This is a genomic window from Variovorax rhizosphaerae, from assembly GCF_037889975.1.
In the GTDB taxonomy this organism is placed as follows: domain Bacteria; phylum Pseudomonadota; class Gammaproteobacteria; order Burkholderiales; family Burkholderiaceae_C; genus Variovorax; species Variovorax rhizosphaerae.
Genome location: NZ_JBBKZT010000004.1, coordinates 210,058 through 234,636, shown reverse-complemented (window position 1 = coordinate 234,636; position 24,579 = coordinate 210,058). Strand labels below are relative to the sequence as shown.

The window sequence follows — 24,579 nt, the reverse complement described above, 5'->3', positions numbered from 1 at the left end:
ACCTCATGCCACACGTTCTCTCCAGCCGCAGCCTGCACATCGCGCAAACCCTGGTGCGCATGAACACCGTCAGCAGCAGAAGCAATCTCGAACTGATCGATTTCATTCGCGACCACCTGGCCGGCATCGGCGTGCGCAGCCGCATCACGCGCAATGCCGACCGCACCAAGGCCAACCTGTTCGCCACGCTGGGGGCGGGCAAGCCGGCTGGCGTGATCATCTCGGGCCACACCGACACCGTGCCGTGGGACGGGCAGGACTGGAGCGTCGATCCGCTCTCGGGCATCGTGCAGGCCTGGCCAGAGGGCGTGGCTGACGATGGCGAACTCGCGCATTCGGTGCCGCGCCTGTATGGCCGCGGTTCGGCCGACATGAAGAGCTTCATCGCCATCGCGCTGGCCAATGCCGAGCGCTTCGTCGAAAGCACCTCGCCCTTCGCGGTGCACTTCGCGTTCAGCTATGACGAGGAGGTCGGCTGCTTCGGCGTGAAGGAGCTGATCGCCGACATGAAGGAGGCCGGCATCAAGCCGCTGGCCTGCATCATCGGCGAGCCGACCGAGATGGTGCCCGCCATCGCGCACAAGGGCGTGTACCGCTACAAGTGCTGCGTGCGCGGCAAGGAGGCGCACTCGTCGCTGACGCCGAACTCGGTCAACGCCATCGAGATGGGCGCTCGCGTGATCGGCAAGCTGCGCGACATGGCCGAGGGCTTCGAGATGCACGAACAACGCTACGAGGGCTTCGACGTGCCCTACAGCACGGCCAGCGTGGGCCAGTTCCGTGGCGGCATTGCCGACAACGTGGTGCCGCGCGACGCCGAGTTCCGCTACGAGTTCCGCAACCTGCCGACGGCGGATGCGCAAGACATGCAGAAAGAGGTGCTGGCCTTTGCCGCGAAGACCGAAGTGGCGATGAAGAAAGTCGCGCCCGAGGCCGGCTTCGCCTTCGAAACGCTCTGCGAAGTGCCCAGCTTCATGGGCTCGGCCAACGACCCGGTCACGCGCCTGGCGCAACGCCTGTCGGGCGAATCGCGCGTGACGCAGATCGCGTTCGGCACCGAGGCCGGGCTGTTCAAGCGCGCCGGCATCCCGACGGTCGTGTGCGGCCCAGGCAGCATCCACCAGGCGCACCAGCCTGACGAATTCGTGACGCTGGACCAGTTGGCCCGCTGCGAGGAGTTCATTCGGGGCCTGGCGACCGTCAAGGCGATCGGGTGAAGCTGGCACTTTCCGAAGCCGTTGTGCCTTGCATGACGCCCCCGGGCGACGGTCCCTGCGCGACGCCATGAAGCGCGTCGCGCTGGCCTTGTTGTGCGCAGCCGCGCTGCTCTATGCGCTGTCCAGCGTGATGGGCGCGCGCTACCCGGACGCGGCGTGGGGCGCGTGGGGTTATGTCGCGGCTTTCTCGGAGGCGGCGATGGTCGGCGCCATTGCCGACTGGTTCGCGGTGGTGGCGCTGTTCCGCCACCCGCTCGGCCTGCCCATCCCCCACACGGCCATCATCCCGAGCAACAAGGACCGCATCGGCGCCAAGCTCGCCGGCTTCATCTGCAACAACTTCCTCGGCACCGAGCAGGTGCTGGCCAAGCTGCGCGAGTTCGACCCCGCAGGTCGACTGGCCGAGTGGCTGGCCCGGCCGGCCAGCGCGGAAAAGCTGGGCGAGTGGGGAGTGCTGGCCGCGCGCTACGGGCTGTCCGCCTTCGACGATGCGCGGGTGCGCGACTTCCTCGGCAACATCGCCAAGGCGGGCCTGGCGCAGCTCGACATCTCCCGCGCCGCCGGGCAGGCCCTCGAAGCCCTGACCGCCGGCGGCCGCCACCAGGCCCTGCTGAACGACGCGCTGGCCCAGATTTCGGAACTGCTGGAAGGCGAGACTGCGCAGGCGCAGATCACCGAGGCCATTGCGCGCGAGGTCAAGTCACTGCGCTTCGTCGGCCTGGACCAGGTGGCCGCGCGGATGGGCACGAAGAAGGTGGTGTCCGCCGTCGCCACGAGCCTGGCCGAGATCGCGGGCGAGCCGGACCACCCGCTGCGCGCGCGCTTCGACAGCGCCATGGCCGAATTCATCGATCGACTGCAGCACGACCCCGAGCTGCAGCAGCGCGGGGAGGAAATCCGCGCCGAGCTGATGGCGCACCCCGCCCTCGGCGATTACCTGCAGGGCCTGTGGGATGAGTTGCTGGGCTGGCTGCGCGAAGACCTCGGCCGTGCCGACTCCATCATCGGCCAGCGCATTGCCGCATTGACCTCGGCGCTCGGCACGCGCCTCCAGGCCGACACGGAGATCCGGCAGTGGATCAACGAACAGATCGAGGCCGCCGCACCACTGGCCATCGAGCGCTACCGCGAGGACATCCGCCTCTACATCATCGAACGCGTCGGCCAGTGGAACGCCCACGAGATGACCGACGAACTGGAGCAGCACATCGGCCGCGACCTGCAGTTCATCCGTGTCAACGGCACGCTGGTCGGCGGGCTGGTGGGGCTGCTCATTCATGCGGTGACGCATTGGCTGGGCGGGTGACCCAGGTCTGGGGTTTTCCGTGAAAGGACTTGCCCATGACGATGGCGGCCATCAAGAAGCCCGCGCACCGGCTGATGGGCTGACCGGCCCTGCCGATGTTCGAGGATCATTCGCCGATGAATGAGATCTACATCAGCACCGACGTCGAAACCGATGGCCACATCCCGGGCCCGCACTCGATGCTCAGCTTCGGCTCAGCCGCGTACACGGCGGACAAGCAACTCCTATCGACTTTCAGCGCCAATCTGGAGACGCTTCCGGACGCGACCGCACACCCGAAGACGGCCGAATGGTGGGCCACGCAACCCGCAGCCTGGGCCGCCTGCCGCTCGAACCTCCAATCGCCTGGACAGGCCATGAAAGCCTACGTCGGCTGGATCAGGTCGCTGCCGGGGCGGCCGGTCTTCGTGGCCTATCCGGCTGGCTTCGACTTCCTGTTCATCTACTGGTACCTGATCCGTTTCGCAGGCGAAAGCCCGTTCAGCCATTCCGCGCTGGACATGAAGACCTTCGCCATGGCGGTCCTCAAGACGGACTACCGCGACAGCACGAAGCGCAACATGCCCAAGCGCTGGTTCGATGACTTGCCGCACAGCCACGTGGCCTTGGACGACGCCATCGAGCAAGGCGCGCTCTTCTGCAACATGCTTGCGGAGAACCGCGGCCGTTGATCGGAACGCTCGTACGAACGGCCGTCAATTCGCCAGCATCCGCTCCTGCGCAATCACCAGCAGCCCATCCATGATCAGGCTCTCGACCAGCTCGAAGGGCGACACCATCGACGGCGCCATCTTCCAGCCGGCACCGCCGGCCATGTAGCGCACCGGCTCCGCGCGGCAGTGCCTGCGCACATGCGCGACCATGCGCTCCACGGCCCCGGCGATCGCGTAGGTGCCGCCGCTGGTGAGCGCATCGCTGGTGTTGGTCGGAAAGTCGGTGACCTCGCCCGTCGGCACGTGCAGGCCCGCCGTGCCCGACTCCAGCGCCTTCAGCATGATCCCGTGGCCCGGCAGGATCAGCCCGCCCAGGAACTTGCCGTTCGCATCGATGGCCTCCACCGTGACGGCCGTGCCGATCAGCACCACCACCATCGGCCGCGCCGGCCCCTCGGCCAGCATGCGATGGCGCGCGCCGATCATCGCCACCCAGCGGTCGGCGCCCAGGCGCGTCGGATGGTCGTAGCCGTTGATGATGCCGGCCTCGGCCGAACTCGACACCACCCAGCGGGCGGCGCAGTCGAAGCGCTCGTGGATCTGCTCCTCGGCGCGGCGTCGCAGCTGGTCGCCGGCCACCACGCAACCCAGCATCGAGCCGGGTTGCGGCAACTCGGCCCAGGCGCCTTCGGCCAGGGTTTCGATGTGATCCAGGAATTCGGCCCCATGTCCCAGCAGGTTGGCGCCGGGACGCGGCGCATCGTACATGGCCCACTTGAGGCGCGTGTTGCCGATGTCAATGGCGAGAAAGGTCATGCGCGGCATTATGCTGAGCGCCTTTGATTCACACAGGGACACAAAGCATGCGTACCGTCATCATCGAATCGTTTGGCGACCCCAAGGAGGTCCTCGCGCTGGGCGAGCGGCCCCTTCCCGAGCCCGGCCCCGGCCAGATTCGCGTGCGAATGCGCATGTCGCCGATCCACAACCACGACCTGGCGATCGTGCGCGGCGTGTACGGCTACAAGCCGCCGCTGCCGGCCACGCCAGGCACGGAAGCCGTCGGCATCGTCGATGCGCTCGGAGACGACGTCAGCGCGCCGGCCAAGGGCCAGCGCGTGATGATGGCCGGCGCCAGCGCGACCTGGGCCGAGTACTTCCTGGCGCCCGCCGCCAAGCTCATCCCGGTGCCCGACGCGCTGCCCGACGAGGCGGCCTGCCAGCTCATCGCGATGCCGCTGAGCGCCGCAATGCTGCTCGAAGACCTGCAGCTGAAGCCCGGCGAATGGATGGTGCAGAACACCGCCAACGGCGCGGTCGGCAAGACGGTGGCGGGCCTGGCCAAGGCGCGCGGCATCCATGTCGTGAACCTGGTGCGGCGCGATGCGGGAATCGCCGAACTCGAAGCGCTCGGCATTGCCAACGCCGTCTCTACGGAGCAAGCGGGTTGGCAAGACCGCGTCAAGGCGATCACCGGGGAGGCGCCGATCCTGCGCGCAGTCGACTCGATCGGCGGCGATGCGGCCAACCAGATCGCGGGCGTCATGGCGGTCGGCGGCACGCTGGTGTCCTTCGGCGCGATGTCGGGCAAGCCGCTGGTCATCGGCGCCGACAACCTGATCTTCAAGCAAGCCACGGTCAAGGGCTTCTGGGGCGCCAAGCGCAGCGAGAGCACGCCGCCCGCGGAACTGGCGAGGCTGATCGGCGAGTTGATGAAGGCCGTGGCGACCGGGTCGCTGAAATTGCCGGTGGAGGCCGCGTTCGACATTGCCCGCGCAGGCGAAGCCGCTGCCGCGAGCGATGTGCCCGGACGTGCCGGGAAGATCGTCTTGACCGCGGCGTAGCGGGTCGATTCGAACCGTCAGCAGCACCGCGGAACAGGTGTTGCCGCCGGTGATCCTCCGCAGGCGGCTGGAAGCCGCACTCGAACGGTCGCTGAGAACCGGGCCACGAAGAAGCCTTTTCGGCCACTGGCTGCCCTCGACTGGGGCTTGAAGAAGCGCCCGAGGGATCGGTGGCTGGAGGGACGCGTTAATTCTGCTTCCACGGCAGCCCGCGGAAGCGCCAGCCGCCGACGTGGCCGCGCTGGCCGTGCTCGTCCGGGTTGCCTTCGAAGCCTTCGAGAATGTTGTACGCCTCGATGCCCAGTTCGGTCGCGCGCTTCGCTGCCGCGATGGAGCGCACGCCGCTGCGGCACAGCATGACGGCCTTGAGTCCCTGCGGCACGGCAGCGCGCAGGCCCTCGTCGAAATCCGCGTTGGGCACCATGCCCGGCCACTGCTTCCAGGCCAGGCCCACGCCGCCGGGGACATAACCGACCCATTCGCGCTCGGCATCGCTGCGCACGTCCACCAGCACCGCCTCCCCGCTGGCCACCCATTGGGCGGCGAGCATGGGGCTGATGTCGCCCGCGTAGCCCGCGGCGGGCTGGACGGCGCCGAGGGGCGCGGAATTTGCTGTGGCGGTAGCGGTGGGGGTGGTCATACGCAAATTCTGCCACTCGGCGGCAAATCGTGACTTGAAGAAAAACCATCCGCCAGACATCCATACACCATCCATATGGATGGTGTATGATGCGCTCATGCCTTCTTCCAGCCTCTCCACGCAGCCCCGGGCCAAGCCGCCCGGCGAATCCGAAAAGATCACGATCAACCTCGGCTACATCGACCTCGGCCAGGTCGACCTGCTGGTGGCCGAGGGCTTCTATTCGAATCGCACCGATTTCATCCGCACCGCCATCCGCAACCAGCTCACCACCCATGGCGACGCGCTGAAGCAGGTCGTGGCGCGCAAGACGCTGGTGCTGGGGCTGCAGAGCTTCGGCGTGGCGGAACTCGAGGCGGCGCGCTCGGCCGGGCAGATGCTCGACATCCGCGTGCTGGGCCTGGCGAGCATCGCGTTCGACGTGTCGGCCGAGTTGGCGCTGGCCACCATCCAATCCATCACCGTGCTCGGTGCGCTGCAGGCGAGTCCTGCCGTGAAGGCCGCGTTGGCCAGCCGAATCCATTGAACAAGGACCCCCATGAATCCCGTACTCCAACGCCTGATGAACGAGGCCACGCGGCTCACCCGCAGCGGAAACCTGCAGGCCGCGACTGCGGCGATCCAGCGCGCGCTGCACATCGGCAAAGCGCGCCCTGCCAATGGCGAGGCCCCTCCAAGGCCACCGGCACCTGCGGCCGACGGCGATGTCATCGAGGTTGAAGTCCGCGTGATCGTCGACCCCCATCCGCCAGCGGCGTTCGCTCGCGCCCAACCGGCCGAGGTGGTCGAAGCCGTGGAGATTGTCGAGCCGGCCGGGATCGTCGAGCCTGTCGAGACCGACGAGCCGGTGATCGTCCACGACGTCCCCGAGCCCGAGCAATGGACCGATGGCCGCTTCGCCCACGGCGGGCGCACGCTGGCCTACAAGCTGTACCTGCCGCCCCGCACGGCTGCCGCCGCGGCAAGGCCGATGCCACTCGTGCTGATGCTGCACGGCTGCACCCAGAACCCGGCCGATTTCGCCGCCGGCACGCGCATGAACGATCTGGCGCGCGCACAAGGATTCGCCGTCATCTACCCGGCGCAGACGCAACGGGAGAACGCGCAGGGCTGCTGGAACTGGTTCAAGACGCAGCACCAGCAACGTGGCCGGGGCGAGCCCGCCTTGCTCGCCGCACTGGTGCAGACCGTGATGGCCGACCATGCCATCGACCCGGCGCGCGTCTACGTTGCGGGCTTGTCGGCCGGCGGCGCGATGGCGGACATCCTCGGGCGGGCCTACCCGGACATCTTCGCGGCAGTCGGTGTGCACTCGGGCCTGCCGATGGGCGCCGCCAGCGACCTGATGACCGCGCTGGCCGCCATGGGCGGCCGGGCCGCGACGGCGTCGCCTCATGACGGCAAGGCGCTGCCCGTGATCGTGTTCCATGGCGACGCCGACAGCACCGTGCATGCAAGCAACGGCGCCGCGATCGTGGCCGCGGCGCGCGGCGCGCGCAATGGGACCAGCGCCGCACCGCAGGTCACGCAAGGCCAATCCGCAGGCAACCAACGGTTCACCCGGACCACCTATCCCACCGCGGCCGTCGAACATTGGCAGCTCCACGGCGCGGGCCACGCTTGGGCCGGCGGCAGCCGCAGCGGCAGCTTCACCGACCCGAACGGGGTCGATGCCAGCGCCGAAATGCTGCGTTTCTTTCTCGCGCACCCGCGCCGTTGAACGGGAACCTTGCCCTGCGTCCGGGGACCCAATCCGTCACAGCTTGACATTTCTTTGCGTGGCGGCGGCCAGCCGAATGCGATGCTGGCGCGTTGATTCATGACGCACTCCTGACCGGCGTCCCCTTCATGACTCTTTCTTGCACTTTTTTCTCGTCCCGAATGGCGCAATGGCTGCTGGCCTTTGCGCTGGCATGCACAGGTTTGCAAGCCACGGCGCAGGAAGATCCGCCGGGCCGCGTCGCCCGCCTGAACGCGCAGCAAGGCACCGTCAGCTTCTCGCCAGCCGGCGACGACTCCTGGTACGACGCCATCCCGAACCGGCCGCTGACCACCGGCGACCGCCTCTGGGCCGACCGCAACGCACGCGCTGAACTGTTCGTCGGCTCCGCGGCGCTGCGGCTGGACGGCAACACCGCCATCGAGTTCACCGAAGTCAACGACCAGGCGATCCGCATCACCATCCAGCAAGGCACCGCCCAGCTGCGCGTGCGCGATGACGTGGGCGGGCAAAAGGTCGAGATCGACACCGGGAACCTCGCCTTCGTGATCCAGCAACCGGGCGACTATCGCGTGCAAGCCGATCCGCAAGGCGACCTCACCCAGGTGATGGTGGCCAGCGGCGCCGGCGTGGCCTACGGCGAGAACGGCGAATCGACGATCGTGTCGGCGCGCCAGCAGATCCTCGTGAGTGGCCGCAACCTGGCCAACACCGGCACTGCGCCGCTGCCGCTCGACGACGCCTTCGAGCGCTGGATCGCCGACCGCAGCCGGGCCGAGGACGCATCGATTTCAGCTCGCTATGTGTCGCGCGAAACCGTCGGCTACCAGCAACTCGACAACTTCGGCGACTGGCAGAACGACAACGACTTCGGCCCGGTCTGGTATCCGCGCAACGTGGCCTCCGACTGGGCGCCGTACAGCGATGGGAACTGGGTCAACGTCGCGCCCTGGGGCTGGACCTGGGTCGACAACGCACCGTGGGGCTTCGCGCCGTTTCACTACGGGCGCTGGGCGCAGGTGGGTTCGCGCTGGGGCTGGGTGCCGGGTCGCCAGCAGTCGCGGCCGGTGTATTCGCCGGCACTGGTCGGCTTTGTCGGCGGCGGGCGTGGCGGTTCGGCGCAGGTGCCCATCGGCGGCGGACGCAATGGCATCGGCTGGTTTCCGCTGGCGCCCGGCGAGGCCTGGCGACCCGGCTACCACGCGAGCCAACGCTACGTGGAGCAGGCCAATCGCATGGCGCTCTACAACCGGACCCCGCAACGCAGCGACTTCTATGCCAACCAGCGCCAGCAAGGCGTGACCATGGTGCCGAGCGATGTGTTCGGGCGCGGCCCGATCGGCCGGCGCGACCGCATCCGCATGCCCGACGCCGCCTTCACCGGCGTGCCGGTGGCCAACGCGCCGGCCGTGGCGCCGCCGCACTTCGCACCGGGCATCGGCAGCGCACCGGCCGGGTTCATCGGTCGCCCGGCCGCGGCCATTCCACCGCCGCAGTGGCAGCAACGGGATCGGCAGCAGTTCGGCCAGCGGCCGCCACAGGAATGGCGCCAGCCGCAGGAATGGCGCCAGCCGCAGGAGTTCCAGCGCCAGCAGCAAGGCCAACCGCCGCAGCGCGGCTTTGCGGGCCCGACGCCGGCGCAACTGCAACAACAACAGATGCAGGCCCAGCAGCAAATGCAGTTGCAGCAGTACCAGCAAGCGGTGCAACAGCAGCAGGCAGTCCGCCAGCAACAGGAATTGCAGCTGCGCGCGAACCAGAACCAGGCGGTGCAACAACAGCAGTTCCAGGTGCAGCAACAGCAGCAGGCGCTGCGTCAGCAACAGGAAGCGCAAATGCGCCAGGCGCAACTGCAGCAGCAACAACAGATCCAGCAGCAGCAGGCCATGCGCCAGCAGCAGGAGATGCAACAGCGCGCCGCGCAAGCGCAAGCGCAGCAGCAAGCCCTCGCGCATCAGCAAGCGATCGCCCAGCAGCAGGCCCTCGCGCAACAACAGATGCACGCCCAGCAACAGGCACTGGCCCAGCAGCAGGCGCAAGCCTTGCTGCAACAACAGCAGGCGCAGCAGCGCAACCAGCAGATGCTGCAGCAGCGGTTGCAGCAACCGCAGGCGGCTCCGCAACAGCAGCATCGATCGCCGCAGGGCCTGCCCGGTGAAATCCGGGACGGGTCCCGGCCGCGCCGCTTCCCGCAAGGCAACTCCAACGGCGACGGCCCGTAGAGCCAGGCAACGGGTGACGCCGCTGCCGGCTACAGTCGGCAGCGGAGGTACCCGATGCGCACTTTTGACTTCGATCTCTTCGTGATCGGCGGCGGCAGCGGTGGCGTGCGCGCCGCCCGCATGTCAGCGGCCCGTGGCGCCCGCGTGGCGCTGGCCGAGGTGGCCGAACTCGGCGGCACCTGCGTCAACGTCGGCTGCATTCCCAAGAAGCTCTACAGCTACGCCGCAGGCTATGCGGAAGCGTTCCACGAGGCGCCCGGCTATGGCTGGAACGTGGGCCAGCCGAGCTTCGACTGGCAGGTGCTGAAGAAGCATCGCGCGGCCGAGATCCAGCGCCTCAACAACACCTATCGCGCACTGCTCGACGGCCCTGGCGTCACGATGCTGCAGGACTGGGCCACGCTGGTCGACGCGCACACGGTCGAGGTCGACGGCAAGCGCCATACGGCGAAGAACATCATCATCGCCACCGGCGGCATGCCCTTCGTGCCGCAGTTCGTCGGGCGCGAGCACGTGGTGGTGTCGGATGCGATGTTCGACCTCGAACCCTTCCCCAAGCGGCTGGTCGTGATCGGCGGCGGCTACATCGCCTGCGAATTCGCGTCGATCTTCAACGGCCTCGGCGCGCAAGTCACGCTGCTGCAGCGCAGGACGCACATCCTCAGCGAGTTCGACGAGGATGCGCGGGCCTTCCTCGCGGCAGAGATGAAGAAGGCCGGCGTCGACATCCGCTTCAATGCGCAGATCAGTTCGATCACGCGCGGCGCGGACGGGCTCGACCTGATGCTGGACCGCGGCGCGCAGTTGCAGGCCGACGTGGTGTTGGGCGCCACCGGCCGCGTCGCCAACACGCTGGGCCTGGGGCTGGAGAACACGGGCGTGGCGCTGGACGACAAGGGCGCCATCGTGGTCGATGCGCAATACCGCAGCTCGGTGCCGTCGATCTTCGCGCTGGGGGATGTGTCGACGCGCCTGCAGCTCACACCGGTCGCGCTGGCCGAGGCCATGGTGGTGGTCGATGAGCTGTTCCCCGATCCGAAGCAGGCCAGGAAGCCGCGCCGCAAGGTCGACTACGAGTTCACGCCCACCGCCGTATTCACGCACCCCAACGTCGGCACCTGCGGCTACACCGAGGCCCGCGCGCGGCAGAAGTTCGGTGAGGTCGCGATCTTCAACAGCGAGTTCAAGGCGCTGCGGCACACGCTGTCAGGCAGCAGCGAACGCACCTTCATGAAGCTCATCGTCGAGAAGAAGACCGATCGCGTGGTGGGCATCCACATGGTCGGCGCCGATGCCGGCGAGATCGTGCAGGGCTTTGCGGTGGCGATGCGCGCGGGCGCCACCAAGGCCTGCTTCGACAGCACCATCGGCATCCATCCGACGGCAGCGGAGGAGTTCGTGACGATGCGGGAACCGTCTCCCTGAAATGAAAGCCACCCCCGACTGCGCCTGCGGCGCTCCCCCTCGAGGGGGCGCACCCAGCGGCCCGGCAAAGCCGGTTCCGCGGGTGCCCACGAACAGGCAGCGTTGTGCTCGCCCCGGTTTCATGCGTCGCGGAAGACGCGCCAGCGTCATGGAAAACTGAAATGAAGGCCCACCCCCGAAGCGCCTGCGGCGCCTCCCCCTCGAGGGGGCGCACCCAGCGGCCCGGCAAAGCCGGTTCCGCGGGTGCCCACGAACAGGCATTGCTCGCACTGGTTTCATGCGTCGTGGGTCACGCGATTAGCGTCATGGAAAACTGATATGACAAGCCGCTTCCCGGTGCAACTGCCCGGTTGCCGGATGGCCTGAGCATGGCTTCCTGAACCGATGCGCGCGATGGGAATAGCGCTTCCCGAATATTCCGGCCGGGTCCGGCGACATTGCACAATGAGCCATGCCCTACATGCCCCCCTTCACCCCGCCCGCCCGCTTCAATGACGCGACCGAGGCGCTGGCCCGGGTCCGCGCCATTTATGACGAAGGCCTGGAACACCTGCGCGATGCGATGCAGCGCTTCGTCGCCGGCGCATCGCTGCCGGGCCGCATGCGCGCCTGCTATCCGTTCGTGCGGGTGCACACGCACACGGTGTCGCGCCACACGCCACCGGAGAATGCCGGCCTGAGCTATGGCTTCGTGGCCGGACCGGGCCGGTACGAGACGACGCTGACGCGGCCCGACCTGTTCGCGCGCTACTACACGGAGCAGTTCCGGCTGCTGCTGGAGAACCACCAGGTCGAGCTGGAGATCGGCACCAGCAGCCAGCCGATACCGATCCATTTCTCGTTCGTCGAGAACGACCACATCGAAGGCACGATGAGCGTCGAGCGCCGCGCCCTGATGCGCGACGTGTTCGACCTGCCCGACCTGGGCGCGATGGACGACGGCATCGCCAACGGCACGCATGAGGCGCGGGCCGGTGAGCCGCAGCCGCTGGCGTTGTTCACGGGTGCGCGGGTGGACTATTCGCTGCACCGGCTTCGCCACTACACGGGGACGGCGTCGGAGTGGTTCCAGAACTTCGTGCTGTTCACCAACTACCAGTTCTACATCGACGAATTCGTGCGCTTGGGGCACGAGGCGATGATGGACGAGAACAGCGAGTACATCGCCTTCATCGAGCCAGGCAACGTGGTCACGCCCCGGCGCGGCCTGAAACCGGACGCGGCCGGTGGGTACGCCCGCTTGCTCGACGGCACCCAGGGCACGCCGCCGCCGCGCTTGCCGCAGATGCCGGCCTACCACCTGGTGCGCTCGGACGACAGCGGCATCTCGATGGTGAACATCGGCGTGGGGCCGGCCAATGCGAAAACGATCACCGACCACATCGCGGTGTTGCGGCCGCATGCCTGGATGATGCTGGGCCATTGCGCGGGCTTGCGCAATGCGCAGCAGTTGGGCGACTATGTGCTGGCCCATGCCTACGTGCGCGAGGACCATGTGCTGGACGAGGAATTGCCGTTGTGGGTGCCGATTCCGGCGTTGTCGGAGATTCAGTTGGCGCTGGAGAAGGCGGTGGCCCAAGTGACGGGCTTCCATGGGCCGGAGCTCAAGACGATCATGCGCACGGGCACTGTCGCCAGCACGGACAACCGCAACTGGGAACTGCTGCCGGACAACCGGCCGCAACGGCGCTTCAGCCAGAGCCGCGCGGTGGCGCTGGACATGGAGAGCGCGACGATCGCGGCGAACGGGTTTCGGTTCCGGGTGCCCTATGGGACGTTGCTGTGCGTGAGTGACAAGCCGCTGCACGGGGAGATCAAGTTGCCTGGGATGGCGAACCACTTCTATCGCGAGCGGGTGGAGCAGCATCTGCGCATCGGCATGGCGGCGATCGAGATCCTGCGCAGTGAAGGGTCGAGTCGGCTGCACAGCCGGAAGTTGCGGAGTTTTGCGGAGGTGGCGTTTCAGTAACGCGTCTATTGCGCTCGTCTTGAAGAGCGCCCGTCACGCGATACCCCTCGGGTCGCCTTCACTGTGCCGGCCGCTTCGCGGCTCCCCTGCAGTGCTCGCGTCTTGCGGGGTCCATGTGAAACTCGCCTTCGGCTCAGACAACACATGGCCCTGATCCGCAAGACGCTGCGCGCTTCGGCGGCACAGAGGCGGCGACCCGAGGGGCATCGCATGCCGGGCTTGGGGGTGGTCAACGTGATCGAACTTGTCGAAGGGGCAACCCCCTCGACCGCTGTTTTCAGGATCAACCTTGCACATCGAAGCGTTCGCGGAATGCTTCGCAAAAGGTCGCGGTGCCTGTGATGGAGAGGCTGAAGCAACGGCGCGGTGTCGCGCCCGGTTCGTCAATAACGCCGACATCGCAGTCCCACTCGCCGCTCTCTTCCACCGGCGCACGCCGGCCCGCGAACGCTGCCTCGGCCCAGGCGACGACCGTGGCGATCTCGGCCTCGACATCCGCCGCGTACTTCAATTCGACGGACGCCATCGCGTCGAACACGCCGGTGTCGTCGCTGCCTTCGCTGTAGTCGAAATCGAGCCAGCGCAAGCTCATGGCTTGTTGCCGGTCGCCACACGGGCAGCGGCTTCACGCAGCTTGTCCTTCTTGCTCGGGCGCTTGCCCTTGATGCCGCCGTTGGGCGACTGGACGCCAGGCGCGGTCAGGGGCTTCGCTGCCGGTGCGGCAACAGCGACCTCCACCGGCTCGAATCCCTCGACGCGCTCGCGCGGCACGCTCAAGCCCTGGCGCTTCTCGATGAGGCGGAAGTGCGGCTCGGCATCGGCGGTGATGAAACTCACGGCCAGGCCGCTTTCGCCGGCACGGCCAGTGCGGCCGATGCGGTGCACGTAGTCGGTGGCGGAGCGCGGCAGGTCGTAGTTCACGACCACGGGCAGTTGCGCGATGTCGATGCCGCGTGCCGCGAGGTCGGTGGCGACGACCACCTGCACGCGGCTGGCCTTGAAGTCGGCCACGACCTGGGTGCGCTTGCCCTGGCTCAGCATGCCGTGGAAGGGCTCGGCCTCGATGCCGGCCTTGCGCAGCTTGTCGGCGACGATCTCGGCGGCGTGCTTGGTGGCGACGAAGGCGAGCACGCGGGTCCATTTCTGTTGCTGGACCAGGTGACGCAACAGTTGCGTGCGGCGGCTGGTGTCGACCTCGATGGCGCGCTGGGCGATGTCGGGCACGGTCGCTTCGGTGGCCTCGACTTCGATGCGCAGCGGGTCGTTCAGCAATTGGGCGGCGAGCGCTTCGACGGCGGGAACGAAGGTCGCGGAGAAGAACAGGTTCTGTCGCTGCGCAGGCAACAGCGCGAGGATGCGTTGCAGTTCTTCCGCGAAGCCGAGGTCGAGCAGGCGATCGGCCTCGTCGAGCACCAGGGCGGACACGTTGCCGATCTTCAAGGCGTTGTGATCGAGCAGGTCGATGAGACGTCCCGGCGTGGCCACGACGATGTCGGCGCCCCCGCGCAAGCCCATCATCTGTGGATTGACCGACACGCCACCAAACAGGACAGCGATCTTCGGGCGTTCATGCAAATGCTGGCCCAGGATGCGCAGCGTCTCGCCCACCTGCGCCGCCAGTTCGCGCGTGGGCACCAGCACCAGCGTGTGCACCGCGCGGCGCGATCGGTGCCGGGGCGCTTCGGCCCAGCGTTGCAGCAAGGGCAGCGAAAATGCGGCCGTCTTGCCGGAGCCGGTCTGCGCCAGGCCCAGGACGTCCTGCCCGCGCAGGATGGCCGGGATGGCGGTGCCCTGGATCTGCGTCGGCGCGAGGTAGCCCGCGTCGGTGGCAGCTTGCGAAAGAGCGGGCGCGAGGCCGAGTGATGGAAATGGCATGAAGGGCAATGAATGGCGATGAACAAATCGGACAGCGGCAGCCGCCTGGTGTACTCCACCGAGACTGGCCGGGTTTGCCCCGGGTGCGGCCAACCGGTTGCGGCCTGCACGTGCAAATCGAAGGCGGCGGGAATTCCCGTCACAGACGGCATTGTGCGTGTGTCGCTGGACACCAAGGGCCGCAAGGGCAAGGGCGTGACGGTGATCAAGGGCGTGGCGCTCGACGCGGCGGCGCTCGCGCTGCTGGGCAAGCAGCTCAAGTCGGCCTGCGGATCGGGCGGCACGACGAAGGACGGCGTGATCGAAATCCAGGGCGACCATCGCGACACGGTGATCGCTGCGCTGCAGAAGCAGGGCATGGTCGTGAAACGCGCCGGTGGCTGAACTCGAGGCCCCACTGACATGGTCCCCGAAGACCTCGAGAAACTCGTGACGACGCCGATGCCCTTCGGCAAGCACAAGGGCATGCTGATCGCCGACCTGCCCGGCAACTACCTCACCTGGTTCGCGCGCGAAGGCTTTCCCAAGGGCGAGATCGGCCGCTTGCTGCAGTTGATGCACGAGATCGACCACAACGGGTTGAAGGGTCTGCTGGCGCCGCTGCGAAGACGATAGCCCGTCGTTTCCTTCACGACCTCACAGTCTCTGTTCGGGGGTACTCGCGGAACCGGCTTCGCCAGGCCGCTGAGTGCGCCCGCTTGAGGGGCCGAGGGCCGCGGCTCCAAGCCTTCCTTGCGCAGGCTTGGACGGCCCGCAAGAGCAGCCGCTCCCCATGGCGCCCCTCCCCCCGCCGCCCAAGGCGGATTCAAGGGCTGGCTTATCGCGGCAACAGGAAGCTCATCGGCCGCTTGCGCAACCGCGCGCGTATCGCAGCCCGGATGCGCGCCCGGTCGACGCCACTCACGTTGTGGGCCCGCAGTGCCAGCCTGAAGGCGCAATAGAAGCTGACACCGACGTTCAGCAGGCCGAGCACCGGGATCGAGGCCACGCTCCACCACAGCAGCGACGACGTCAGTATCCCGGCCCCCAACGCCTCCGCCGCCACGGCGATCTGCCCGGTGGACAGCGTGACGTGCGGCGTCTGGAGTGGCACGCCGAAGAAGTCGAAGAAGACCGGCACCAGGCCCATCATCATCCCGAGCGAGATGTTCGCGGCCAGGCCCGAAATATGGGTGCGCAAGAAGCTCGCCCACCGCTGCGCCCGTGCCGCACCGAGCCTGGCGGTGATGCGCGGGTTATAGCGAATGGCCGAGTCGAGGCGATGCAGCACGAAGTAGTTCTCAGCCCATCCGGCGATCAGGCTGCTCGCGAACAGCACCACCCCGGTGGCCGCGGCCATCGGCACCAGCGTCCCGAAGAGGCCCAGTGAATCCAGCGTCTCGTGGGCATGATGCTCGTCGATCGCCTGGATGCCGAAGACCCGGTCGAGCAGCATGTACAACAGCAGCGCGGTCGGCGCGACCAGCAACACATTGCCCAGCACGGCGGCGACCTGCGAGCGCACGAGGTTGGCCACCTCGTCCACGAAGGACTCGATCGCGCCCGCGGATTCCAGGTCCTTGAGCTTGGCGGCCATGGCTGGCGCCGTCATCGCGGGCTGCTTGGTGGCCAGGGTCGCGTGCGTGAACTGGATGACGATGAAGCTCAACGCATAGAGCACGCCCACGCCGAAGCCGGTCCAGAACGCGGTCAGGCCCAAGGCCAGCCAGCCGAACTTGAGCAGCACCGTGAAGCCGGTGATGAAGCCCCCACCCGCGGCCGACAGCAGCATGCCGCGGTATTCGGACCGGTCGCGCGTGATGTAGTGCTCGCCGACTTCGGCATTGCGCTCCGCGAGCTTCGCGGCCAGCAGCGAGGAGTTGTCGGAGATCAACTGGCGGATGCTGTTGCGCTCGCCGCCGGCCATCACCAGCCGCGCCACCAGTTGCGCCACGGTGCGTTGATGCTGCTCCGACAGCAGGCAGTCGAGCAGGTCCCGAATGCGCACGAGGCGCGCGCGCAGTTGCCGCAGCTTGAACACCAACCCCACCGAGACGCCGTTTTCGTCGAGGTGCGTGTACACCGACATGGCAGCGGCACGGCAGCCGTCGAGCCGATCTCGAAACGCCACGAATGCCGCTTGCAGCGCCTCCGGGTTGCGCGGCTCTCGGACGACTTCCTCGCGCAATGCGTCCAGGTCGGGCATGAGGTGGTGAAAGGGTTCGCTCTCGCGCCCCGTCTCGTCCATGCCATTCCGCAGTTCGGCTGAAAAGCCGGTCGCCACCACCTGGCTGGCGCAGAAGGTGATGGCGTCCAGGATGTCGTGCTGCCAGCGCGGCAGGCCGTCGATCAGTTCCGTCGGCGTCAGCTTGCCGATGCGCTTCAGCAGGTGGATGTCGAGTTGCTGGATCCAGGCGGCGTCCGAATCCTTGGGCATCACCAGGCGCATGAGTTCGGAGGCGTCGGTGGTCTCCGGCGTGCCCGGCAGGATCTTGCGACGCCAGCGCTCATTGAGTTCGCCCAGGAATGCGCCACGCACCGGAACGCCGTGCTCGGCCAGCAGCGCGGTCAGGTCGACCGTGCGGCCGAACGTGCGCCACCACGCGCGCAGGCGCTCGTAGACCTCGGGCCGCGCCTCCACGGCGTCGAAGAGCTGTTGCACCCGTTCCACGGCGGCCTGGGGCGACGAGGCGTCACCGCGTATCCAGGCGAGCATGTCGATCAGCCAGATGTGACGCTGGGCCAGGCTGGCCTGCGGGTCCAGCCTGTGAAGGAGCGTGTCGAGGTCGTTGGCAGTTGCGGGCCGGTTCATGCCGCCCGCCCCTGCGATGCGCGAACCTCGTGCAGCCAGCGGACCACCAAGGGCGGCACACATTCGGTGGCCTTCCCGCGCAGCCAGTCAAAGCCCTGCGGGGGACTGTCCAATTCAGGCGCCACGACCACCTTGTCGGCCTCGGCCGACGCGGCATGCACCAGCGACGCAGCCGGGAAGACCGACAGCGAGGTGCCCACCACCAGCACGCGGCCGGCCTCGGCAAAGTGCGCCCTCGATTCCTCCAGATGCTGCACGGATTCACCGAACCAGACGATGTCCGGACGCAGTTGGCTGCCCCGGGCGCAGCGTTGGCCCATCTGGATCGGCTCGGCCCCGACGTGCTGGCGCAGGCCGCTGTGCTCGCCCCGGGCAAAGGCCAGCTCGCCATGCACATGCACCACCTGCGTGGAACCGGCGCGTTCGTGCAGGTCGTCCACGTTCTGCGTCACGACGACGACGTCGAAGCTTTTCTCCAGTTCGGCAATGGCCCGGTGCGCCGCGTTGGGCTGCGCTTCGGCGGCTTTCTGGCGGCGCTCGTTGTAGAAGGCCTGGACCACCTCGGGATGCTTGCGCCAGCCCTCGGGACTGGCCACTTCCACCCAAGCGTATTGCCGCCAGAGTCCAGCCGAGTCACGGAAGGTGGGCAGTCCGCTCTCGGCACTCACCCCGGCGCCTGAGAAGATGACAATCTTGCAAGGGTTGAGGCTGGCCATGTTTGCGCACGCTTCGGTTGTTGTCGGAGGTCGAGCATATCGGGAGTGTTGGCCCGCCAGCAAGCAAGCGCCCGCCACGCGCCGCGTGTTGCCGCAAGGCAGGCATGGGATACCTTTCTTCGAGCGTCCGGTCCCCGGCAAATGACACGTTTGCGCTTACTTTCGCACTTTCAGCTAGGTACGAAATTCGTTGCCAGCACCTACGATCGCTGCCATGACGCGCACGTGGGGACGGATGGATGATTGTCGGTATTGACCTGGGTACAACCAACAGCCTCGTGGCTGCGTGGCGCGATGGCCAGTCCGTCCTGATCCCGAACAGTCTTGGCGAGTTGCTGACGCCGTCGTGCATCAGCATCGACGAGGACGGCACCGTGCTCGTCGGCCGTGCCGCCCGCGAACGGCTGCAGACCCATCCCGACCGCACTGCCGCCGTCTTCAAGCGCTACATGGGCAGCGACAAGACCCTGCGCCTGGGCCAGCGCGACTTCCGTCCCGAGGAGTTGTCGGCGCTGGTCCTCAAGTCACTCAAGGCCGACGCCGAAGCCATGCTCGGCGAGCCCGTGACCGAGGCCGTCATCACCGTGCCGGCCTACTTCTCCGATGCGCAGCGCAAGGCCACGCGGGCCGCCGGGCAACTCGCGGGCCTGCGTGTCGACCGCCTGCTCAACGAACCCACCGCCGCGGCGCTGGCCTACGGCATGCATCGCATGGGTACGGAGACGCGCTTCCTGGTGTTCGACCTGGGCGGCGGCACCTTCGACGTGTCGATCCTCGAACTGTTCGAGGGCGTGATGGAAGTGCGTGCCTCGGCCGGCGACAACTTCCTCGGCGGCGAGGACTTCGTGCACTGCCTGGTCGACCTGTTCTTCGAACGCAAGTCGTTGCCGGCCACGCTGCGCAAGGACGCGCTGTTCATGCAGCGGATGGTCGCGCAGGCCGAGGCGGCCAAGCGCGAACTCAGCAGCCAGCCGCGCACGTCGATGTCGGCGCGGGTGAACGAGGAAACGATCTCGTTGGCGCTGGACGAGCCCATGCTGGAGCAGGCTTGCGCACTGCTGCTGAAGCGCCTGCGCACGCCGGTGGAGCGCGCGCTGCGCGATGCCAATCTGCGCGGCGGCCAGCTCGACAACGTGGTGCTGGCTGGCGGCGCGACACGCATGCCGATGATCCGTCGGCTGGTCACGACCATGTTCGGCCGCTTCCCCGCCATCGACTTCAACCCCGACGAGGTGGTGGCTTTGGGCGCCGCCGTGCAGGCCGGCCTGAAGGCCAGGGACGAGGCGCTGAAGGAAGTGGTGATGACCGATGTGTCGCCCTATTCCCTCGGTGTCGAGATCAGCCGGCGCCTGTCAGAGACCATCGCCGCGCACGGCCATTTCGACCCGATCATCGAGCGCAACACGCCGGTGCCGGTGAGCCGCGTGAAAACCTACCTGCCCATGACGCATGGCCAGCAGTTCGTCGACCTGAACATCTTCCAGGGCGAGGCCCGCATGGTGAAGGACAACGTGCACCTGGGCCGCCTGCGCGTCGAGATGCCGCGCGGAGCGACCGATGATGCCGGCGTCGAGGTGCGCTTCACCTATGACGTGAACGGGCTGCTGCAAGTGGAGGCCACGTTGCGCAAGACGCAGAAGACATCGAGCCTGGTGATCGAGGGCAACCCCGGGCTGCTCACCGACCAGGAGATCGCCCAGCGCCTGCGCTCCTTGGCGGAGTTGAAGATCCACCCGCGCGACACCCTCGAGAACCGCACGCTGATGGCGCGCGCCGAGCGTGTCTACCAGCAGCTTCGCGGCGAGGTGCGCGAATGGCTGGGCACGCAGATCACGACCTTCGAGCAAGCCCTGGCCGGCCAGCAGCAGCGCGCCATCGCGTCGATGCAAAGGCAGCTTGAAGACCACCTGAACCGCATCGAGCGCGATGGGTACATCATGGACGCGGACTGATCGTGGCAGCCAGACGCACAGAGGACGAAACACCCGCCTTCCTCCAGGTCCTGGGCCTGGAGAACGACGCCAGTGCGCGCGAGATCCGCGGCGCCTATGCACGGCAGCTCAAGCAGATCGAGCCCGCTGCGCAGCCCCAGGCCTTCCAGGAACTGCGCGAGGCCTACGAGTTCGCGTTGCATTGGGTGGCCGAGGACGCGAAGCCGGCGATGCAGGCGGAACCGGCCACCCCTGAAGGCATCCGGCAGTTGCAGCATGCCGATACGCAGGCCACCGCGCGCGCCATGCTGGAGGAATTCAAGCAGTCCATGAGCGGACAGCCGCCACGGGACACCGAGGACGCGCGCCTGCGCCTGCGCGCCACGCTCGACGATCCGCAGTTGCAGGATCTGGATGCGCGCTTCACCTTCGAAGGCGGCATTGCCAACCTGCTGGCGGACGGCTGGCGGCCGGGCCACCAGCACCTGTTCGGACCCGCCATCCTCTGCTTCGAATGGCGCACCGACCGGCCGCGCCTGAAGGCCTACGGTCACGCTGGCGCCATCATCGACAAGGCCATCGGCGAACTCGAGATCCACCAGACCCAGCCGGCCGCGCGGCGCGAGGAGCAACGCGACGTGATCCGCGACCTGCGCCGGGAGACTCCGCCGACCCACGGCGAGTCGAGGTACAGCACGGAGTACATGCGGCAGGTGATCGCGAGCTATCCGAACTGGCTGCGTGTCGTGACCAACACCGCGAGCCTCGCGCAGTGGCAGGAGGACGGCGTCGTGGCGTCGCGCCAGTCGCGCTCGAACGCCTTACGCAAGTTCGGTAAAGCGTTGGGTATCTTGGTGAAATTGCTGCTGGTGCTGGTTGTGCTGGGCGTGCTCGGATGGGCATGGCTGTCCGAAGGCGAGACGATGCCGCACGGCACCGGCTTGTCCGCAACCGAACAGGACCATGCGCCGGGCCGGATCGTGGAAGGCACGCTGGGCTTGCCGGCCGCATCGCACGGCGACGTGCGGAAGTAGGCACGATGAGCGCCGCTCTCCCGCCCGAATGCGTTCGCAGTGCGCAGCGCGAAGCCTGCTGAATGAGCGGCGAAGCGCTTCCGTCATGTCTTGCCGCACTCGAACTGTCGCCGGGCGCGCAGGAACGCGACGTGCGCCGCTCCTATGCGCAACGCCTCAAGCAGATCGACCCGGAGACCGACCCGCATGGCTTCCAGGCCCTGCGTGCTGCCTATGAAGCGGCGTTGAACTGGGTCCGCAGCCCGCGCGAGGAGGCTGCTGCGGCGCCGCCGGTCGAGGCGCAGGAGGCGGCCCCCACCGACCCGTCGGCCACGGCGCAGGAACTGCTGCGGGCATTGTCGCAATCCATGATCGCGAAGCCCGTCGTCAACCTGCGGATGGCGGAGGACCGCCTGCATGCCGCACTGGACGACCCCCGCTTGCTGGAACTGGACGCACGCTGGATGTTCGAGGGCGGCATCGCGGTGCTGATTGCGGAAGGCTGGCAGCCGGGGCATGAGTTCCTGGTGCCCGCCGCGATCGGGATCTTCCGCTGGCACGTGGAGCATTCGCGGCTGCAGGGCTTCGGCCGCGCGGGTCAGATCGTCGACAGCGTGATCACCGAGCTGGAACTGTACGAGCAGCAAGCGCCCGACCCGCGCCTGTCGCTGGACAAGGTGATGCGCCTGCTGCGGGGAAATGCGCGGCCCGAGGCGCCGTTCCTGATGACGCACATGCAGTTCGTCGAGCACATGGCACGTGCGTACCCCCACCTGGTCCATGTGATCACCAACACAAGGAACATTCAGCAATGGCGGGAATGGGAGTCGCAGGCGATTGCCGCGCGGCCCGCGCCGGCGCCCGTGCAAGAACCACGGCGCGGGCTGCGGGGCCTGGTGGATCGCATGCCCGGTTTGATCTTGCTAGCCATGATGGCGGTTGCGTTCATCCTGTTGTTCTTGACGGCACCCAAGGGACCTCACAGGCCCCTGCCCGCCACGCTCTCCAGCACGCCGGCTGCCGAGACGCATGCAGCCGCTGCGCCATCGGCAGGCCCGGCAAAGTCCCGGACCCCGGCGGACGTAGCGCGCGAACGGGGCTTGAAGGCGGGCACGCAGGCCGTGGCCGCGGCCATCGCGCCCGCGCAATACAAGCGGCCGCCGGCTGTCGTGTACCCAAAGGACTCGCAGCGCCTCGGCGAAACGGGCAAGGCGCTGATCCGTGTCATGGTTCGCCGCGACGGCACCCCCGGCGACATCGAGGTTTACCAGAGTTCCGGCCACGCGCGGCTGGATCGTGCCGCGCTCGACGGCGTGCGCGGCGCCAGCTTTGTTCCTGCGAGGGGCCGCGATGGCGAGCCCCTGAACGCCTGGTTCATCGTGCCGATCAACTTCGCGCAGGACAAGAAGTAGCGCGCAACGACGCGAGCTGCGGCCGGCTACATCGGCGCCATCTCGAAGCGCAGCGCGGCCCGCTTCATCGCCGCCGTGGCGGCGAGCTCACTCACATCCACCGGCCGACCGACGAACGCGATGCGCAGGTAAGGCACTGGCACCTGCAAGGCGCGGAAGGCGCGCAGCAGGATCTGCGCGGCCAGTGCGCTGTCAGGTCCACCGACCGCGAGGTTGACCGGCTCGTTCGCACCGCGCGCCATCACCAGGGCCAGGTCCGACACCATGGGCGACGACGCGGCCACGAGCGCGGCAAAGGCTTCGGGCGACAGCGGCGGCACGCCGTCGGCAGGCGGGGCCGGCGCGGGCACCCACACTGTCAGCATCTGGTCGCTCAGCTTCATCTCCGGGCCGAGTGACTGGTAGCCGATGCGGGCCACCAACTCCGGCGTCAACTGCGGCGGCGTGCTGGCACAGGCCGCAAGCAAGGCGGCGGCCACCACCGTCAGCGCGGCGAGCAGCCACCGGGGCCCCCGTCGTCTCATCGATAGGCTCCTGCATAGCGGTCGATGGTCAGTCCCTTCATGTCGATGCCCGGCTTGCGCCCCGAAATCACATCGGCCATCACGCGCCCGGTGCCGGCGGCCATGGTCCAGCCCAGCGTGCCGTGGCCGGTGGCCAGGTACAGGTTGGGCCGGCGCGTGCCGCCGATGACGGGCGTGCCGTCGGGCGTCATCGGGCGCAGGCCGCACCAGAACTCGGCGCGCTGCGTATCGCCGCCGCGCGGGAACAGATCGGTCACGACGTGCTCCAGGGTGTGGCGACGCGCCTCGTGCAGCTTGAGCGTGTAGCCCGCCAGTTCGGCCGTGCCGCCGACGCGGATGCGGTCGCCCAGGCGCGTGACGGCGACCTTGTGCGTCTCGTCCATGACGGTGGATTCGGGTGCGCCGGCGGCGTCCGTGATCGGCACGGTGATCGAGTAGCCCTTGACCGGGTACACCGGGATGCGGATGCCCAGCGGTGCGAGCAACAAGGGCGAATGGCTGCCCAGCGCGACCAGGTAGGCATCGCCCTTGACGGTGCCGGCATCGGTGACCACGCCATCGACCTGCTGCGCCGCGAGCTTGAGCCGCTCGATGCGCGTGCCGTAGCGGAACTGCACGCCCTGCTGCACGGCCATCGCGGCCAGGCTCTGGGTGAACTTGAAGCAGTCGCCGGTCTCGTCGCCGGGTAGCAGCAGACCGCCCGCGAACTTGTCGCGCACGCCATGGAGCGCGGGCTCCTGCCGGATGCAGCCATCGCGGTCGAGCAGTTCGAAGCGCACGCCGTAGCGCTTGAGGACGGCGATGTCGGCGCCGGTGTGGTCGAGTTGCGCCTGCGTGCGGAACAGTTGCAGCGTGCCCTGCATGCGCTGGTCGTACTGGATGCCGGTCTGGTCGCGCAGTTCCTCCAGGCATTGGCGGCTGTATTCGGCCAGCCGCACCATGCGGCCCTTGTTGACCTCGTAGCGCGCGGCCGTGCAGTTGCGCAGCATGGACATGCCCCAGCGCACCATGCCCAGGTCGAGGTGGGGGCGCACCACCAGCGGACGGTGATGCATCAGCAGCCACTTGATCGCCTTGAGCGGCACGCCGGGTCCGGCCCAGGGCGCGGAATAGCCGGGCGACACTTCGCCCGCGTTGCCGTAGCTGGTCTCCCGCGCGGCGGCGGGCTGGCGGTCGATCACCGTCACCTCATGCCCCGCGAGTGCGAGTTGGTAGGCCGCGGTCACGCCAATGACGCCGCTACCGAGTACGACAACCTTCATTCGAGTCCTTTGGTGCGCCTCGGGGCAGGCGTTGGTCCAGTGTAGGGGGCGATGGCAAA

The 24,579-nt window shown here is 67.8% G+C and carries 22 protein-coding genes; 14 read left to right on the top strand and 8 right to left on the bottom strand.

Annotated features, from left to right (window positions below; translation table 11 throughout):
• The first annotated feature begins 5 nt into the window (after window positions 1-5).
• The 3 genes from argE to WKW82_RS10310 all read left to right on the top strand — a co-directional run bounded on the left by argE (window position 6) and on the right by WKW82_RS10310 (window position 3,194).
• On the top strand, window positions 6-1,217 hold the full coding sequence (gene argE, locus WKW82_RS10320; RefSeq protein WP_340342194.1) for an acetylornithine deacetylase: 1,212 nt from the start codon (window positions 6-8) through the stop codon (window positions 1,215-1,217).
• Window positions 1,218-1,284: 67 nt separating this feature from the next.
• Window positions 1,285-2,523, top strand: coding sequence for a DUF445 domain-containing protein (locus WKW82_RS10315; protein WP_340342193.1), 1,239 nt, complete (start codon window positions 1,285-1,287; stop codon window positions 2,521-2,523).
• A 116-nt stretch (window positions 2,524-2,639) separates the two neighbouring features.
• Window positions 2,640-3,194: an exonuclease gene (locus WKW82_RS10310; RefSeq protein ID WP_340342192.1), complete on the top strand. Its 555-nt coding sequence runs from the start codon at window positions 2,640-2,642 to the stop codon at window positions 3,192-3,194.
• Window positions 3,195-3,218: 24 nt separating this feature from the next.
• On the opposite strand, the gene WKW82_RS10305 is transcribed toward WKW82_RS10310, so the two are convergent.
• Window positions 3,219-3,992: a type III pantothenate kinase gene (locus WKW82_RS10305; protein WP_340342191.1), complete on the bottom strand. Its 774-nt coding sequence runs from the start codon at window positions 3,990-3,992 to the stop codon at window positions 3,219-3,221.
• Between the two features lie 47 nt (window positions 3,993-4,039).
• Between WKW82_RS10305 and WKW82_RS10300 the strand changes: the two genes are divergently transcribed.
• Complete coding sequence (locus tag WKW82_RS10300; protein WP_340342190.1) at window positions 4,040-5,020, top strand: zinc-binding dehydrogenase; 981 nt, start codon at window positions 4,040-4,042, stop codon at window positions 5,018-5,020.
• Between the two features lie 187 nt (window positions 5,021-5,207).
• Here the strand turns inward: WKW82_RS10300 and WKW82_RS10295 are convergent, their stop codons facing one another.
• On the bottom strand, window positions 5,208-5,660 hold the full coding sequence (locus WKW82_RS10295) for a rhodanese-like domain-containing protein (RefSeq protein ID WP_340342189.1): 453 nt from the start codon (window positions 5,658-5,660) through the stop codon (window positions 5,208-5,210).
• Between the two features lie 97 nt (window positions 5,661-5,757).
• Between WKW82_RS10295 and WKW82_RS10290 the strand changes: the two genes are divergently transcribed.
• The 5 genes from WKW82_RS10290 (at window position 5,758) to WKW82_RS10270 (ending at window position 12,996) form a co-directional block, all read left to right on the top strand.
• A complete protein-coding gene (locus tag WKW82_RS10290; protein ID WP_340342188.1) occupies window positions 5,758-6,186 on the top strand; it encodes a CopG family transcriptional regulator in 429 nt (142 codons plus the stop codon).
• 12 nt (window positions 6,187-6,198) lie between these two features.
• Window positions 6,199-7,380 (top strand): extracellular catalytic domain type 1 short-chain-length polyhydroxyalkanoate depolymerase, encoded by a 1,182-nt coding sequence (locus tag WKW82_RS10285; RefSeq protein ID WP_340342187.1) that lies wholly within the window; start codon window positions 6,199-6,201, stop codon window positions 7,378-7,380.
• A gap of 161 nt (window positions 7,381-7,541) precedes the next feature.
• Window positions 7,542-9,602 carry a DUF6600 domain-containing protein gene (locus tag WKW82_RS10280; RefSeq protein WP_340342186.1) on the top strand — a complete coding sequence of 687 codons (2,061 nt, stop codon included), beginning with the start codon at window positions 7,542-7,544 and terminating at the stop codon, window positions 9,600-9,602.
• Between the two features lie 54 nt (window positions 9,603-9,656).
• Window positions 9,657-11,027: a glutathione-disulfide reductase gene (gene gorA / locus WKW82_RS10275; protein ID WP_340342185.1), complete on the top strand. Its 1,371-nt coding sequence runs from the start codon at window positions 9,657-9,659 to the stop codon at window positions 11,025-11,027.
• A gap of 451 nt (window positions 11,028-11,478) precedes the next feature.
• Window positions 11,479-12,996, top strand: a complete 1,518-nt coding sequence (locus WKW82_RS10270) for an AMP nucleosidase (RefSeq protein ID WP_340342184.1) — start codon at window positions 11,479-11,481, stop codon at window positions 12,994-12,996.
• A gap of 283 nt (window positions 12,997-13,279) precedes the next feature.
• On the opposite strand, the gene WKW82_RS10265 is transcribed toward WKW82_RS10270, so the two are convergent.
• Both WKW82_RS10265 and WKW82_RS10260 read right to left on the bottom strand, forming a co-directional pair.
• Complete coding sequence (locus WKW82_RS10265) at window positions 13,280-13,588, bottom strand: hypothetical protein (RefSeq protein WP_340342183.1); 309 nt, start codon at window positions 13,586-13,588, stop codon at window positions 13,280-13,282.
• Entirely contained in the window at window positions 13,585-14,871 is a 1,287-nt protein-coding gene (locus tag WKW82_RS10260; RefSeq protein WP_340342182.1) for a DEAD/DEAH box helicase, read from the bottom strand. Before WKW82_RS10260 ends, WKW82_RS10265 begins: the two co-directional genes overlap by 4 nt.
• 12 nt (window positions 14,872-14,883) lie before the next feature.
• Here WKW82_RS10260 and WKW82_RS10255 point away from each other — a divergent pair, with 12 nt between their 5' ends.
• Window positions 14,884-15,255: a translation initiation factor Sui1 gene (locus tag WKW82_RS10255; RefSeq protein ID WP_340342181.1), complete on the top strand. Its 372-nt coding sequence runs from the start codon at window positions 14,884-14,886 to the stop codon at window positions 15,253-15,255.
• Between the two features lie 18 nt (window positions 15,256-15,273).
• The gene (locus WKW82_RS10250) at window positions 15,274-15,486 is read left to right on the top strand and encodes a DUF3820 family protein (RefSeq protein WP_340342180.1); all 213 of its coding nucleotides are present in this window, start codon (window positions 15,274-15,276) and stop codon (window positions 15,484-15,486) included.
• A 202-nt stretch (window positions 15,487-15,688) separates the two neighbouring features.
• Here WKW82_RS10250 and WKW82_RS10245 read toward each other — a convergent pair whose 3' ends face one another.
• The gene (locus tag WKW82_RS10245) at window positions 15,689-17,662 is read right to left on the bottom strand and encodes a site-specific recombinase (protein ID WP_340342179.1); all 1,974 of its coding nucleotides are present in this window, start codon (window positions 17,660-17,662) and stop codon (window positions 15,689-15,691) included.
• On the bottom strand, window positions 17,659-18,378 hold the full coding sequence (locus WKW82_RS10240; RefSeq protein WP_340342178.1) for an SIR2 family NAD-dependent protein deacylase: 720 nt from the start codon (window positions 18,376-18,378) through the stop codon (window positions 17,659-17,661). The genes WKW82_RS10245 and WKW82_RS10240 overlap by 4 nt, the downstream gene beginning before the upstream one ends.
• Before the next feature lie 239 nt (window positions 18,379-18,617).
• Here WKW82_RS10240 and WKW82_RS10235 point away from each other — a divergent pair, with 239 nt between their 5' ends.
• The 3 genes from WKW82_RS10235 to WKW82_RS10225 all read left to right on the top strand — a co-directional run bounded on the left by WKW82_RS10235 (window position 18,618) and on the right by WKW82_RS10225 (window position 22,734).
• The gene (locus WKW82_RS10235; protein WP_340342177.1) at window positions 18,618-20,330 is read left to right on the top strand and encodes a molecular chaperone HscC; all 1,713 of its coding nucleotides are present in this window, start codon (window positions 18,618-18,620) and stop codon (window positions 20,328-20,330) included.
• A gap of 2 nt (window positions 20,331-20,332) precedes the next feature.
• Complete coding sequence (locus WKW82_RS10230; RefSeq protein WP_340342176.1) at window positions 20,333-21,343, top strand: J domain-containing protein; 1,011 nt, start codon at window positions 20,333-20,335, stop codon at window positions 21,341-21,343.
• Window positions 21,344-21,405: 62 nt separating this feature from the next.
• The gene (locus tag WKW82_RS10225) at window positions 21,406-22,734 is read left to right on the top strand and encodes an energy transducer TonB (RefSeq protein ID WP_340342175.1); all 1,329 of its coding nucleotides are present in this window, start codon (window positions 21,406-21,408) and stop codon (window positions 22,732-22,734) included.
• A gap of 26 nt (window positions 22,735-22,760) precedes the next feature.
• Here WKW82_RS10225 and WKW82_RS10220 read toward each other — a convergent pair whose 3' ends face one another.
• Both WKW82_RS10220 and WKW82_RS10215 read right to left on the bottom strand, forming a co-directional pair.
• Entirely contained in the window at window positions 22,761-23,258 is a 498-nt protein-coding gene (locus tag WKW82_RS10220; protein WP_340342174.1) for a hypothetical protein, read from the bottom strand.
• Window positions 23,255-24,520: a D-amino acid dehydrogenase gene (locus WKW82_RS10215; protein ID WP_340342173.1), complete on the bottom strand. Its 1,266-nt coding sequence runs from the start codon at window positions 24,518-24,520 to the stop codon at window positions 23,255-23,257. The genes WKW82_RS10220 and WKW82_RS10215 overlap by 4 nt, the downstream gene beginning before the upstream one ends.
• Window positions 24,521-24,579 lie beyond the last annotated feature (59 nt).